14 protein-coding genes and 1 tRNA gene are annotated in these 15,390 nt (G+C 32.0%); 10 read left to right on the top strand and 5 right to left on the bottom strand.

Going from position 1 to position 15,390, the window contains the following annotated elements; genetic code table 11:
• The first annotated feature begins 296 nt into the window (after nt 1-296).
• Nucleotides 297-995 carry a bifunctional 2-polyprenyl-6-hydroxyphenol methylase/3-demethylubiquinol 3-O-methyltransferase UbiG gene (locus NNL09_RS13710; protein ID WP_025665948.1) on the top strand — a complete coding sequence of 233 codons (699 nt, stop codon included), beginning with the start codon at nt 297-299 and terminating at the stop codon, nt 993-995.
• Nucleotides 996-1,074: 79 nt separating this feature from the next.
• On the opposite strand, the gene NNL09_RS13715 is transcribed toward NNL09_RS13710, so the two are convergent.
• Nucleotides 1,075-2,661 carry a peptide chain release factor 3 gene (locus NNL09_RS13715; protein ID WP_025665949.1) on the bottom strand — a complete coding sequence of 529 codons (1,587 nt, stop codon included), beginning with the start codon at nt 2,659-2,661 and terminating at the stop codon, nt 1,075-1,077.
• A 724-nt stretch (nt 2,662-3,385) separates the two neighbouring features.
• Here NNL09_RS13715 and NNL09_RS13720 point away from each other — a divergent pair.
• From NNL09_RS13720 to NNL09_RS13755, 8 genes are all read left to right on the top strand, one after another.
• The gene (locus NNL09_RS13720) at nt 3,386-5,275 is read left to right on the top strand and encodes a gliding motility-associated C-terminal domain-containing protein (RefSeq protein WP_196909577.1); all 1,890 of its coding nucleotides are present in this window, start codon (nt 3,386-3,388) and stop codon (nt 5,273-5,275) included.
• Nucleotides 5,276-5,327: 52 nt separating this feature from the next.
• Nucleotides 5,328-6,284 carry a type IX secretion system membrane protein PorP/SprF gene (locus NNL09_RS13725; RefSeq protein WP_025665951.1) on the top strand — a complete coding sequence of 319 codons (957 nt, stop codon included), beginning with the start codon at nt 5,328-5,330 and terminating at the stop codon, nt 6,282-6,284.
• Between the two features lie 29 nt (nt 6,285-6,313).
• Nucleotides 6,314-8,275: an OmpA family protein gene (locus NNL09_RS13730; RefSeq protein ID WP_196909578.1), complete on the top strand. Its 1,962-nt coding sequence runs from the start codon at nt 6,314-6,316 to the stop codon at nt 8,273-8,275.
• A 275-nt stretch (nt 8,276-8,550) separates the two neighbouring features.
• A complete protein-coding gene (gene idi, locus NNL09_RS13735; RefSeq protein ID WP_196909579.1) occupies nt 8,551-9,072 on the top strand; it encodes an isopentenyl-diphosphate Delta-isomerase in 522 nt (173 codons plus the stop codon).
• Nucleotides 9,069-9,479 (top strand): 6-carboxytetrahydropterin synthase, encoded by a 411-nt coding sequence (locus NNL09_RS13740; protein ID WP_196909580.1) that lies wholly within the window; start codon nt 9,069-9,071, stop codon nt 9,477-9,479. Before idi ends, NNL09_RS13740 begins: the two co-directional genes overlap by 4 nt.
• A 3-nt stretch (nt 9,480-9,482) precedes the next feature.
• A complete protein-coding gene (locus NNL09_RS13745; RefSeq protein ID WP_025665955.1) occupies nt 9,483-9,944 on the top strand; it encodes a peroxiredoxin in 462 nt (153 codons plus the stop codon).
• 98 nt (nt 9,945-10,042) lie between these two features.
• Nucleotides 10,043-10,309, top strand: coding sequence for a hypothetical protein (locus NNL09_RS13750; protein ID WP_025665956.1), 267 nt, complete (start codon nt 10,043-10,045; stop codon nt 10,307-10,309).
• Between the two features lie 59 nt (nt 10,310-10,368).
• Nucleotides 10,369-10,442: transfer RNA gene (locus tag NNL09_RS13755), tRNA-Thr, on the top strand.
• 105 nt (nt 10,443-10,547) lie between these two features.
• On the opposite strand, the gene NNL09_RS13760 is transcribed toward NNL09_RS13755, so the two are convergent.
• Entirely contained in the window at nt 10,548-10,763 is a 216-nt protein-coding gene (locus tag NNL09_RS13760; RefSeq protein ID WP_025665957.1) for a hypothetical protein, read from the bottom strand.
• A 194-nt stretch (nt 10,764-10,957) separates the two neighbouring features.
• Between NNL09_RS13760 and NNL09_RS13765 the strand changes: the two genes are divergently transcribed.
• Nucleotides 10,958-11,104, top strand: a complete 147-nt coding sequence (locus NNL09_RS13765) for a hypothetical protein (RefSeq protein WP_160170107.1) — start codon at nt 10,958-10,960, stop codon at nt 11,102-11,104.
• A 156-nt stretch (nt 11,105-11,260) separates the two neighbouring features.
• Here the strand turns inward: NNL09_RS13765 and NNL09_RS13770 are convergent, their stop codons facing one another.
• From NNL09_RS13770 to NNL09_RS13780, 3 genes are all read right to left on the bottom strand, one after another.
• Entirely contained in the window at nt 11,261-11,998 is a 738-nt protein-coding gene (locus NNL09_RS13770; protein WP_025665958.1) for a DUF4369 domain-containing protein, read from the bottom strand.
• A gap of 103 nt (nt 11,999-12,101) precedes the next feature.
• Nucleotides 12,102-13,406: a DUF819 domain-containing protein gene (locus NNL09_RS13775; protein ID WP_196909581.1), complete on the bottom strand. Its 1,305-nt coding sequence runs from the start codon at nt 13,404-13,406 to the stop codon at nt 12,102-12,104.
• A gap of 84 nt (nt 13,407-13,490) precedes the next feature.
• Complete coding sequence (locus NNL09_RS13780; protein ID WP_254514254.1) at nt 13,491-15,389, bottom strand: peptidase M61; 1,899 nt, start codon at nt 15,387-15,389, stop codon at nt 13,491-13,493.
• Nucleotide 15,390 lies beyond the last annotated feature (1 nt).

Genomic DNA, 15,390 nt, shown 5'->3' on the forward strand with positions numbered 1-15,390 from the left:
TCGTTGTATTCAGGACCACTTTATATGTGTGTGAATTCGTAAGTATATTGATATAAAATAAGTTTCTTTATTGGATAAGAATTGAGTTTTTACTATATTCATATTGTAAATACAGCCTGTCATACAATCTTAATTAATCAAAAAATTACCCTAAAAGAAGCTCATGTCTTCTCGAAAAAATAAGTTGAGTTAATAATAAAATTTTGTAGTCATTATTTTGAATTACAAAACAAAAAAACAACTTAAAGCATTTAGAATAGAATACTTGTTCTTTTATGTGAAAAATGATAAATACAATGGCTGAAAAAATTTACACCGAAGAAAATAGTGAGTATTTAAAAAAAAACCCTACCTGGCACGCCGAAGACTCTCCTTGGAAAGCTAAACAGATCATCAAAATGTTAGACCGTAATCCAATACACCCAAAATCTATTGCAGAAGTTGGCTGTGGTGCTGGTGAGATATTAAATCAATTGCATAAGGCAATGCCCGATGATGTGCATTTTACAGGATATGATATTTCGAATGATGCTATTAATATTGCCAGACAAAGAGAAAAATCTAGATTAGAATTTAAATCAGAAGATTTTCTAAAGATAGACTCAAAATTCGATTTATTACTCATGATAGATGTTTTTGAACATGTTGATGATTACCTTGGATTCTTAAAACTATGTAAGCATAAAGCAAAAAATACGATATTTCATATCCCATTAGATATATCAGTTAACCGACTATTAAAAAATGATCTTATGTCTTTACGAAAATCTGTGGGACATCTACATCATTTTACAAAAGAAACAGCAATAGCTACATTGAAAGATTGTGGATATGAGATTGTTGATTTCTTTTATACGACAAGCTTTCTGGATTTTCCTAGAAAAACAATAAGCTCAAAAATTACATACTTACCCAAAAGAATAATGTATAAAGCCAATAAAGATATAACTGTAAAGCTATTAGGTGGATGCTCATTATTGGTCATGACAAAATAATGTAAATTATAATCCTCCTAATTTGTATTTAGATGCCTTTAGTTTTTAATAAAATTTCAGATATAGTTTATAGAGATAATTAAAATTCTGAAGTAAAGTGAAACTCGATCGATGGATATTTTTGCTGTGTCATTTGTAAACTGAAAGAAGAATCAGCCAAAAATACGAGTTGACCCTGTTTATCTTTTGCCAGAAATTTGCTTTTTACACGTTTAAAATCTTTAAACTCATCATTATCCTGATCTTTAGCTTCTACCCAGCAAGCCTTATGAACATTAAGATTTTCATACGTACATTTTGCCCCATATTCATGCTCTAACCTATATTGAATTACTTCATATTGTAAAGCGCCAACGGTTCCTATCACTTTTCTTCCGTTCAATTCTAATGTAAAAAGCTGCGCAACCCCTTCATCCATTAATTGATCTATTCCCTTTGCTAATTGCTTAGATTTCATAGGATCTGCATTGTTGATATACCTAAAATGTTCTGGAGAAAAACTAGGTACTCCTTTATAATGCAAAATTTCTCCTTTGGTTAGAGTATCCCCAATTTTAAAATTTCCGGTATCATGTAATCCAACAATATCACCAGGATACGATATATCTACAATCTCCTTTTTTTCAGCAAAAAAAGCATTAGGGCTAGAAAATTTAAGCTTTTTATTATGTCTTGTATGCAAATACGGAACGTTTCTTTCGAAAGTCCCTGATACAATTTTTATAAATGCCAGTCTATCTCTATGTTTGGGATCCATATTGGCATGGATTTTAAATACAAATCCGGTAAAATCTTTTTCTTCAGGATGTACCAATCGTACATCACTTTCCTTTGGTTTTGGCGGAGGAGCAATAGTAACAAAACAATCTAATAATTCTCTAACACCAAAGTTGTTTAATGCTGACCCAAAAAATACAGGTTGTAAATCACCATTTTGATACTGTTCTTTTTCAAATTTTGGGTATATCCCCTCTACCAACTCTAATTCTTCACGTAATGTGTCTGCAGCAGTGTCGCCAATTATATCGTTAAGACTCTGGGACGATAAATCAGATATTTCGATGGTCTCTTCAATATTTTTTCTATTATCGCCACTAAAAAGATTAATATTTTTCTCCCAAATATTATAAATTCCTTTAAAATCATACCCCATTCCAATAGGAAAACTTAGTGGGGTAACGGTAAGGCCAAGTTTTTGTTCTATTTCATCCAGAAGCTCAAAAGCATCTTTTCCTTCACGATCCAGTTTATTAATAAAAACAATCATAGGGATATTTCTCATTCTACAAACAGAAACTAATTTTTCGGTCTGTTCCTCAACACCTTTTGCAACATCAATCACAACAATTACACTATCTACAGCAGTTAATGTTCTAAATGTATCTTCAGCAAAATCTTTATGACCGGGAGTATCCAGAATATTAATCTTAATGTCTTTGTACTCAAAAGCTAATACAGAGGTAGCGACAGATATACCTCTTTGACGTTCAATTTCCATAAAATCACTAGTAGCTCCTTTTTTAACTTTGTTTGATTTTACGGCCCCTGCTTCTTGAATAGCACCTCCAAAAAGTAATAATTTTTCGGTCAATGTAGTCTTACCTGCATCAGGGTGAGAGATGATCCCAAAGGTTCTTCTTCTCCCAATTTCGTCTATAAATTTCATTTGATTTTGTTTATTATTCTAAATATTTAGATACACTCTCAATAGCATCAAATTTCTTATCAAAATAAGCTCTTAACTGCCTATTCATTTTATGACCTCTATAAGTTTGATGATATATTTATTATCTGCTCTTATATCTAAATGAGGATGCAAATATAGTACTAAAATGAACAATAATACTTATTGATATCATTAAGTAAAACGGATATTGTTTTAGATTAAAATAGATTCATTTTTAGTATGTAAATATTCTAAATAAAACTTTGATGGAATATGCGTAGGAAATTTGTTCTGTTTAGGTTTTTACACCTGTCTTAATCGATTTTTTACGTTTTTTATCGAAAAAAACTATTTTTTGGCAAAAAAATAAAGAAAAACGTAAATCTATTATCATATTTGTGCTGATTTCTAAATACGGTTTTACCTTACTTTGTGTGAGGTTTTTTTAATTAAAGGATTTGTAGAAACTAATTACCCCCATAGTTTTTGCTTTATATACAAATACATTGTCAAAATGAAAAAAACAGAGTATTACTTTTTTTTAAAAAGTTATGTATACAATCCTATTAAGTATACAAGTTCTTCCCCTCTTAGATTTTTTGGATATTGGAGGAAAAGTATCCAGCTGCATTAATCAATTAATTAATCAAAATTATTACGGTTTGATATTACGCTATATTTTGAAAAATAATTCACACAATGTTAATCAGTTAGTATATTGCTTATGTTAATTTTTACTCTATTTTCGCAAAGAAAGTTTACTTCACTTATTAGAATTGTATTTTTTATAATCTTATTCTCTTTTGGTAACGGTTATTCTCAAAATTTATTAACAAATCCAGGACTGGATGTTGCTGGAGTTGATTGTACAATGGATAACGGGGCATTTGATGTGGCACCTGATGGTTGGGGTAAAATATATACTCCAGATAGATCTACAGAGACTCAAAGAACCTGGTATATTGTTAATGCTCCAAGGCCAGCTTCTCCTAGTGGGGGATGTTATTTTGGGTTTAGAATGTTTGGTGCTACTCAAGAAGGGATAAAACAAAATGTTACTTTGGTAGGAGGGGTGCAATATTCATTTTCGTTTGATTATCTTATAGAAAGCCGGCCGGGTTTACCGCCTTGTGCACCTCAAACAGAGATTAAATTAGATGGTACAGTTGTAGCTACTGTTCCAATATCAAGTGTAGAAAATGTTTGGGAAAGACCTGTTGTAACATTTATTGCTCCAACAAGTGGTTCGTTTTCATTCGAATTTGTAGCAAAAGGAACTTGCCAAAACACATGGAATTTTGTAGATGATTTGGTTTTAGAAGTTACCGACCCTGATACCGATGGTGACGGTAATCCAAATATAAGTGACCCTAATCCTTTGGTAGCAACAGCTGTTGATGATAATGTAGCTGCAATGGTTGGAGGAAGTGTAAGTATTGATATTTTAGCGAATGATGATTATTTGGATAATAATGATCCCAATAATTTAGGTACAACCAGTATTACTCAAATAGGGGGTTCTGCTAATGGTGTAGTTGCGTTTGATGCATCTACAGGAGAGATGACATATACCCCAATAGTAGGAGAAGCAGGAAGTTCTGTTACAATTATTTATCAAGTATGTAATGATGAAAGTGGCGTATTGGTTTGCGATGATGCCATAGTAACAATCGTAGTGGCAGATAATATAATAGCAAATGATGATACAGTTACTATTAATAGTAATACAGGTGGTAATTCTATCAATGTTGTTAACGATAATGATATTTTAAATGGAAATGGAGTTGCGCTGGGAGTTGATGTTATGGTAACCACAGTCGCAGATCCCAATCCGGGAGATGGTGTTAGCTTCGACTCAAGTACAGGCGAGGTTACAATTGTACCCAATACTCCACCAGGTGATTATATCATAACCTATACGCTATGTAGCATCGTTACTCCATTAGTTTGTGATGATGCAATTATTACAATTACAGTAGTACCTGCACCAAATGGTACTATAACAGGGCATTTGTATAGTGACTTAAACGATAATAGCACACAAGATATTGGTGAACCAGACTTAGAAGGAGTAGATGTTAATATTATTGATATTAATGGGATAGAACAAACTGTAACTACTGATGTAAACGGAGACTTCATGGCAAATGTTCCTGTAGGAGCAACCGTAGTTGATATTGATAATACAACACTTCCGTTAGGGAGTATACAAACAGAAGGAACCGATCCAACAACAGTAAATGTAATAGGAACCGGAATAACGGTAGAAGAAAATAATGGGTTTATTGTAATTGCTGATGTTGATGATGAAATCGTTGTTTATACCGGGATCTCTCCGAATGGAGATGGTATTAATGATCAGTTTAGGATAGTAGGATTAGATAACTTTCCGAATAACACATTACAGATATTCAATCGTTGGGGAGTTAAGATATTTGAAGAGGATGGATATGAACAATCTGGAGCTAAATTCTTTGAAGGAATTAGTGAAGGAAGAGCTACAATGGGTAAGAATAAAGAATTACCAGTAGGGACTTATTTTTATGTTTTAGAATATGAAAACGCTAGTGGAATCAACATGTCCAAAGCTGGTTACTTGTATATAAATAGATAAATGTATCTGGAATATCATATATTTGTTATTCCCTAAATCGAATTAAATACTTATGAATACATCGTCAATAATGTTTATGCTTGTAGTTTTAGGTTTTGCTACAACTTCTATTTGCGCACAACAAGATGCACAATATACCCAATACATGTACAATACGATAAGTGTTAATCCTGCCTATGCTGGTAGTCGTGGAGTATTAAGTATTATGGGATTGCATCGTAGTCAATGGGTTGGCTTAGATGGTGCGCCTCGTACTCAAACCCTTACTGTTAATACTCCGATAGGAGGTAATGAACGCCTTGGTTTAGGTGTATCTATTGTTAATGATGAGATAGGCCCTACCGATGAAACATATTTCGATATTGATTTTTCCTATTCTATTCCTACTTCAGATGAAGGAAAACTAAGTTTCGGATTAAAAGCAGGCGGTCATTTGTTAAATGTAGATTTTCAAAAACTATCTCAGTTTAATAGTAATGATGCTTTGTTTGAAAACAATATTGATAATAAGTTTAGCCCTAATGTTGGGGTTGGAGTCTATTATCATACAAATCGTTTTTATGTGGGATTAAGTGCTCCTAATCTATTAGAAACAGATCATTTTGATGAAAGTACGACAAGTAGTAATAGTACAGCAGTGAGTTTTTTGGCAGAAGAACGTATCAACTATTATTTAATAGCGGGTCATGTTTTTGATTTGACCGATGATATAAAATTTAAACCAGCTGTTTTAAGCAAACTAGTGTTTGGAGCACCATTACAAGTAGACGTTTCTGCAAACTTTTTGTTATATAACCGTTTAACCTTGGGAGCAGCATATCGTTGGAGTGCGGCAGTGAGTGGTATGGTGGGCTTCCAGATATCAGACTCGATGATGATCGGATTTGCTTATGATCGAGAAACAACAGAGTTAGGACAATCACAATTTAATGATGGAAGTTATGAAGTGATGCTACGATTCGAACTTTTCAAAAAATATAATAGAATGCTAACACCGCGTTTCTTTTAATTAAGATTTTAAAATGTAATAGTAAAAAAATGGGGAAATATTTACTTAAATCATTATTGATTTTTATGCTGTTGTTTTTCGGAAACAATACTCTTTTATCTCAGGAAAAAAAACTCAAAAAAGCCAAAGAACAATATGATAAGTATCAATATATTGATGCACAAGAAACGTATCTTAAAGTAGCTAGAAAAGGATATAAGAGTGCAGATCTTTTTATGAATCTGGGAGATAGTTATTATTTTAATAGTCAGTTTGAAGAGGCGCTAAAATGGTATGAAGAATTAGTAAATTCTTATCCTGATCAAGTTCAACCCGAATACTACTTTAGATATGCACAAACACTAAAAACTATAGAGAGATACGAGGATTCTGATACATACATGCAAAAATTTGCAGCTGCTAATGGGAATGATCTACGTGCAAAATTATTTTTAGACGGATCTGATTATCTAAAACGAATCGATTTTCAATCGGGTAGATTTGAAATAGAAAACGCATCAGTAAATTCTTCTTTTGTTGAGTTTGGAACTGCTTTTTACGGAAAAAATATAGTTTTTAGCTCTTCTAGAGATACGCTAACATTTAAAAAAGCTATTCACCAATGGAATGGAGAAGCTTTCTTAAATCTTTTTGAAGCAACATATGACTCGGTGAATAATAATTTTTCGAAAATTAAAAGGTTTGATCGAAAAATAAATTCAAAATTTCATGAGTCAACACCTGTTTTTACAAAAGATACACGAACTATTTACTTTACAAGAAATAATTATGAAGAAGGAAAACTAGGCCGTGATCAAAGAGGAACAAATAAGTTGAAAATATATCGTTCCTATAAAAATCCTGAGGGAGGATGGACAACACCGCAAAATTTACCATTTAATAGTGATGAGTATTCTGTTGCACACCCTACATTAAGTAGTGATGAAAAAACATTGTATTTTTCATCAGATATGCCGGGAGGAAAAGGACTCTCTGATTTATATGAAGTAACTATTAATGGCGATGGTAGTTTTGGAGAACCAAAAAATTTGGGAGATAGAATTAATACAGAAGGAAAAGAAACCTTCCCATTTATTGGAGCAGACAACGAGTTATATTTTTCGTCTGATGGGCATATGGGCTTAGGAGGATTAGATGTATTCGTTACAAAGGTTAATCCGCAAACAGATAAAGAAAAATTAGTAGTAAATGTTGGTAAGCCAATTAATGGACCTAAAGATGATTTTGCATTTATAATTAATGAAAATACCAAGAAAGGATATTTTTCATCCAATCGTGAAGGAGGAAAAGGAAGTGATGATATTTATAGCTTTATAGAACTAGAAGACTTAAAAGATTTCTGCGAGACTACAATTGCAGGATTGGTTACCGATAAAGATACTAAGAAATTATTACCAGGGACCAAAGTCTCTCTATATGATAGTAATAACAATCTAATACAAAGTTTTGTTGTAGGTGATGAAGCTACCTATTCCCAACTGGTCGAATGTGAATCCAGCTATTTTGTGCGAGCAGAGAAAGAGGAATACAACACTTTGGAGAAGCTTGTGAATACGTCGGATAAATCCCAAACGATGGATACTCCACTTGCACTAGAAAAGAAAATTAAAACTGCAGATGTAGGAGATGATTTAACAAAGATATTAGCGCTTAAACCAATTTATTTTGATTTTAATGGATATACAATACGTTCTGATGCAAAAATAGAACTGGCAAAAGTAATTGAAGTGATGAATCAGTATGCTAATATGAAACTAGAAATAAGAGCACATACAGATAGCCATGGAGAAGATCAATACAACTTATATTTGTCTGAAAAAAGAGCCGAAGCTACTGTAAATTATATGATCGATAATGGTATATCTGCAGATCGATTAACAGGAAAAGGATATGGAGAAACCCAATTGGTTAATGACTGCGGTAATGAATCGAATTGCGAGAAAGACAAACATCAATTAAATAGACGAAGTGAATTTATTATTATTAAATAAATTTTAGCACAATATATTTTACATATAGTTAAAACGCCTCAATAGCATGAGGCGTTTTTTATTGAAGAAATTCTTTTTTTGAAAAACTGCAGGGTAATAAGTCCAAAATAAATATGTAAACCAATTTTGAGGTATGGCAGATTTTTTGCCTTACTATTTTTAAGTACTATAGTAAAGGTTTTTATTAAGAATAGAAACAGCTAAATTAGTCTCTATAGGTAATATGAATTATGAATTACTCTTATGATTTCGTAATTTTGGATCAATTAAAAACAATGGAAGAAGAAGAAAAAGTTATCCTGGTTAACGAAAATGACGAGCAAATAGGACTGATGCCTAAACTAGAAGCACATCAAAAAGCTGTATTGCATAGAGCCTTTTCGGTATTTATTATGAATAGTAAAAACGAATTGATGCTTCAGCAAAGAGCGCATCATAAATACCATTCACCAGGTTTATGGACAAATACATGCTGTAGCCACCAAAGAGAAGGAGAAACTAATGTAGAAGCAGGAATACGAAGATTACAAGAAGAAATGGGGTTTACCACTTCATTAAAAGATTCTGTTTCGTTTATATATAAAGCTCCATTTGATAATGGACTTACCGAACATGAATATGATCATGTATTATTAGGAAAGTATGAAGAAGATCCTGTTATTAATCCAGAAGAAGTAGTCAATTGGAAATGGATGCCTATAGAAGCTGTAAAACATGATATATTAGTACATCCCGAACTATATACAGAATGGTTTAAAATCATTTTTGAAAAATTTTATTCGCACATAACCTTATGAGGATTAAAGCATGTAGAAAAGCTCATTTTAATGCAGCACATCGATTATATAGAAAGGATTGGAGTGACGAAAAAAACCTTCAAATATTCGGCAAGTGTAGCAATCCAAAATATCACGGCCATAATTATGAACTTATCGTAGCTGTAATAGGAGAGATTGATCCGGAAACAGGTTTTTTGATGGATCTTAAGATCTTAAAAGAATACATTAAAACCGAAGTCGAAGACTATATGGATCATAAAAATCTTAATGAAGAGGTAGAAGAGTTTAAGAGTTTAAATCCTACTGTAGAAAATATAGCCTTTGTAATATGGAATAGATTACGTAAAAAGATAGCTTCACAATACGATATTGAAGTTACTTTATATGAAACTCCTCGCAATTTTGTAATCTATAAAGGAGAATAAAACATGGGGCTACTAGTAGGTGATAAGGTTCCCGAGTTTATCGCTACAAATGACAAAGGAGAACATTTTTTGAGCTCTGATATTATCGGGAAAAAAAATCTGGTACTTTATTTTTATCCTAAAAATTTTACTCCCGGTTGTACAAAAGAAGCCTGTAACTTTAGGGATAGTTATGTAGATTTTGAAAATCTTGGTGTAGAAGTGATAGGCATAAGCGCCGATAGTATAAAATCACACACAAGATTTAAGAGTACATACAAACTTCCTTTTATGTTTTTGTCGGACTCTAATGGTGAATTAAGAAAGCTTTTTGGTGTGAAATCAGAATTATTGGGATTACTACCAGGAAGAGAAACCTATGTGATAGATAAAAAAGGAATCATACAACTAAAATTTAATAGTATGAAAGCCTCAGAACATGTAAATAAAGCACTAGAAAAAATAAAAGAAATAGTAAACGAGTAACGAACTTCTTCTGAAAATAAAAATTTAGAAAGCAGTTCGTCTTTTACATACTTCATTATTAAATTGAAAACACTAATTTTGCACAAAATAAATTAGATATGGCAAATAAGAGAGACCTTAAAAAGGATATAAACTACGTTTTAGGAGATATTATAGAAGAAGTCTATATGTGGGAATTAGAAAACCCTGGTAAAGATGGTAAATCTGGAGAAGCAATCATTGATGAAGCAATTACATCTTTTGATAGTTTTATGGCTAGAGCTAACGAACGAAAACTTGAAAATCCTAAAAAACATTTTAAATCTCTTCGCGATGATTTAGAAAAAACAGCTAAGGCTTTAGTTAAAAAAGTAAATGCATTGTAATTTTTCTTTAAAAAATATTTGTAAAAACGGTTGTAGAAATTATATTTGCAACCGTTTTTGCCGATATAGCTCAGCTGGCTAGAGCAGCTGATTTGTAATCAGCAGGTCGTGGGTTCGAGTCCCTCTATCGGCTCTTAAAAAAGTCCTAAACATTAAGTTTAGGACTTTTTCTTTTTTAAACTGTTTAAAAAAGAAAGAATATACTTAGAATATTTAATTATTCTATTAAACGATTTTTCTATATACAGCAACCATTTGATGGGTGATAAGAGCACCCAGGAATATAAGTAGCACCACAACTAGGATTATTTAATGCAACATGAGAAGTTGTACAGCATCGTAGTGCAGGGTTACAACATTTTCGAAGTACTGGAATACGACCACCGTTTATTCCTTTTTGTTCACTCTTTTTAAGACTTTTTGTTCCTTCTAAATCTAAGATGGTTTTTAACATGATATTTAGGTTTTAAGTTTCATCACTAAATTAAGGAAAATACGTGTCTATGATGTACGGTAATACCTCAATTAACATTCTGTGATAGGCGCTCACGTGAATAGATCAAACTCTTCTTTTATTAATCGTTTTTTAACTTTTATAAATAGATATTTTCTTAACTTGGTAATGTTATTAACCTTTAAATATATATCATGAAAAAAAAGGATATTAAGTCGTTAAAACTTAACAAAAAATCTATTTCTAAATTGAGTTTAACTCATATTAAAGGAGGGAGAGCAACTAATGATTGTGATCTCGAATCTTTTATGCGTACATGTCCTAAGAAATGTTGGCCATAAAATTTAGCGAACTTCGGTTCGCTTTTCTTTTTTTTATGAGTTTAAGGCTTTTATAAAATTCAACTAAGAATTTGTATACTAATTCTTCTTCCAGAAATTATTTTTGGGAATCATAAGACATTTTAAATAGTTTAAAATCTACAGAATTTTAGAAAGTTATTCTTCTGTATTAGCCTTTACTTCTGCTTCTTTAGCTTTGCGATCATCAATGTACTTGATCAACTGCTTTCCGTATAATGATTTTTTTACCTTAGGACTTAAAGATCTGGCAACGGTATCCAGAAATTTTATGTTGGCATCAAAAACTTCATTAAGTGTGATATAGGGGGCTACTTCTAATTTTCTGTTTGTTACAGCAAAATTAATAGTATATAAATATTTTTGACGCATTAAATTTTTGTATGCCTTATCATTTTCAATGAGTTTTTCATCATCTTTTTGCTTACTGGCTTCAAAATCTTCTTTGATGATCCTAAGATTTCTTTCATTGAATCTTTTAAGCATTTTTTTGTATTCAGTATACTTCTCTTGATTTTTCCCACCTTTTATTTTTACATCATTTTCAAAATCAAGTAAATTAGTGGTTATAGTGATCTCTCCAGGTTCTACAAAAAAGTCAATACGATCATTATATTGTTTTCCATCATTTTTATCGAGGTATAGGTAATGAATTTCTGGTTCTTTAACCTCAGATTTAAGTACAAATTCAGAATTACCATCGATACTTACAGAGTCTACATTCACCAATAATGTATCCTGTATTTTTTGTAAGTATACGATTCCTTTTTTTAATCCTTTGATGTTACCTATTACTGTTACATTCCCTTCCTTAGTAGGTGAACTGCAATTCGTTAATAATACAGTTAATAATAATAGAATAGAAAAATACTTCATGTACTAATTTTTGATTTTTACTAGGGCCACAAAGATGCGAGTTTTATTTTAAATGAAATAAAAAAATAGAATCTAATGGTCAAAAACTTGGTCTCTTTTTTTATTAGCTCCCCGAGGCTATTTGCATAAGAATGGTACATAAAATGGCTCCGTATGTTCCTACTACATATCCAAAAACGGCAAGCAATACACCTACTGTTGCGAGTGAAGGGTGAAATGCTGCTGCGACTACAGGTGCAGATGCGGCCCCTCCTATATTAGCTTTACTACCTACAGCAAGAAAAAAGTATGGAGCTTTGATCAACTTGGCTACTCCAATAAGAAGGAAGACATGTATAGCCATCCAAACAAGTCCGATGGCAATAAGTCCAGGGTTTTCGAAAATTTTACCGATATCCATTTTCATTCCTATAGTAGCTACCAGAATATAAATAAAGACACTTCCCAGTTTACTGGCTCCTGCTCCTTCATATTGTTTTACTTTGGTGTACGATAACAGAATTCCAATTGCAGTAGCAATGGTAATCATCCAGAAAAATTTAGAAGTAAACGATGATAATGCAGAACTCTTATCGTTAAAAATTTCAAAATTATCAGACAATAGATTAGAGATCCCTGCGGCTCCCCAATGCGAAATCCCTACAACAGTAAATGCAATAGAAAGCATAATGATATAATCCGATAGAGATGGGTTTCGGGTTATGCTTTCTGCGTAACTGGATACTTTTTGCTTTAAAGCTTCGATGGCACTATTGTCTGCTTTTAACCACCGATCAATTTTATCACTCTTACCAATACCAAGTAATAATATAGCCATCCATATATTTGCAACTACAATATCAACCAATACCATTCCTCCATATTTTTCGGGATTGTATTGATAAATTTCTAGCATAGCAGCTTGATTTGCTCCTCCACCAATCCAACTACCTGCTAATGTAGATAATCCTCTCCAAATGGCGTCAAATCCAGCTCCGCCAACAGTTTCTGGTGAAACGAGAGAAATGAGTAGAATTGCAATTGGGCCACCAATGATAACACCAAGGGTGCCTGTTAAAAACATAATTAATGCCTTTGGACCTAAATTAAAAATACTTTTGAGATCGATGCTTAATGTCATTAACACCAAAGAAGCAGGAAGTAAAAATCTACTGGCAACATAATATACATTAGAAGATTTTTCTACTAATACTCCTTCTGCATTTAGTTCTTTCCATGTCGGAGAAATGATTCCCAATGAGTTGAATATAGCAGGTAATAAATAACAAAGTAGTAGTGCGGGAACAAACTTATAGAAGGTTTTCCAAAAATTATTATGAATAGAGGAAGTATAAAAAACTAACCCTAAACAAAGCATTAAAATCCCAAAAACTATAGTGTCATTTGTAAAAAAAGGAACGTTCTCCATTATTAATTATTTAGTTTTAAAAAAGATATATCGCAAAATACATTTAATTTGAAGAAGACAAAAACGATATCAAAATAGGAGTTTCTAGTCATTAATCCATTTTTTTAATAACATCTTTTGTTGTTCTGAAGCCTTTGGGTCTTGTTCTAAAATTATCTTCTCTATAGTAGGTTTGGTTACATTGGATTTGAGTGTCATGATCTTATTGTTACGCTTAATTCTAAATGTAATTTCATCTCCAATTTTCCATTTATTAGAATCACCAAACAGATCATATATATTATTAAGATTATATTCTTTTTTGTTAATGCTTAGCAAAACGTCTCCTTCTAAAATCCCCAGTTCTTTTAAAAAGCTGTTAAATGGGATATCAGATGTAAAAATAACTTCTTTAGTAGCTTCAGAACCAGTTACAAAAGGTTCTTGTTTAAAAATAAAATAAGAAGAAGGTGCATTCTTTGTTCCATAAAGTACTCCAGCTTTATTAAGATAAAATTCATAGTCAATAGGAGTATTACCCATAACATGTGTTTGTAAAAATGCACTCACTTCTGGATATGAATCTTCTTCTATAGCTTTAATAAGTTCTTTATCATCAAAAGGAACATCGATACCATATCGAACCGATAAATTTTTTATAAGATCGAGTAATCCATAAACTCCATCACTTCTTTCCCGCATTATGATATCCAGACACATAGAAATTAACGCTCCTTTCTCATAAACATTTCTATAGCTATTGCGATAGGGGTCGACCAAAATATTTTTACTCATGGTCGTAAAAGCTATAGAATCATCAAAAGAAGAGGATGCTTCAATCTTACCAATAATTCGTTCAAAAAATTCATCTTTTGTAATAAGTCCTTGTGTAATTTGAAATAGCATCGAAAAATACTCTGTAGTACCTTCGTATAACCACAAATGCTCAGACATTTTAGGACTGTTATAATCAAAATTATGGATTTCTTTAGAATGAATGGTTAATGGTGTTACAATATGAAAAAACTCATGAGAAACAACATCGGTAAGCGCTTCATTAAGTTTTTCACGAGATAGTGATTCTGGCAACACAACTACTGTAGAGGTATTATGTTCCAGAGCCCCAAATCCTTGGGCATCATCAGATTTTGCAGAAGACAGATACAATAATATAGTATATTTTTTTGTAGAGTTAATATCACCAAGAAAATCCTTTTGTGCTCTAATCATACGCTCCATCTGGGGCATTATTCTTGCTGCTTTGTGAGTTTTGTTTTTAGAATAAACACTTAGAAGTATTTCTATATCATTGACCTTAAAGCTGGCTTTATCAGGAATAGAATACATTATAGGATTATCTACTACATCAGCGTATCTTTTAAAAGAAAAATAATCGATATCGTTTTTAGAAGTATTTGTTGCATTGTCAAAAAGTATTTCTTCAACAGAAGCTGAAGCTTCCAGAAAAGAAGGGTGTTTAATAAATAGCTTGTATTTATTTTCTTTCATTGCACCAAAGTACCCCACAAAGGCATATAGATTTAAAATGAAATTTTTGTCTTTTATAATATTAGATCCTGTTGGAGAGAAAACATCGTGAGAATCTTCAGAATCATAAGTGTCATTTACCCAGTAGGTGATTTTGCCTAATTGTTTGGCGTTATTTATTTTCCAACGATTATCCCCATATTTTTGAATATCAATAGAATTTCCCTCGTGATCAAATGCTTTAAGATTGTCGATATATTTACCAAAGTCGTTATTTTGATAAGTGCCGGGGACAATTTTTGGTAAGTAGTAACTTATTGTGTCCGAATTCAAGTTATCGATTTGGATTTCTACTTTTACTTTATCGTCTTTTACATTAACAAGATCTATAGAAGCACGTATGGTAGATACATTTGTTGATGCAACAGGAAGTTGTGTGGTCTTACAACCAATAGCCAAATTAAATATGGCAAATGCAAATAGTAGGGTTTTTATGGTATGAATCGTTCTTTGCACA

The organism is Aquimarina sp. EL_43, assembly GCF_943422735.1.
GTDB lineage: Bacteria > Bacteroidota > Bacteroidia > Flavobacteriales > Flavobacteriaceae > Aquimarina > Aquimarina megaterium.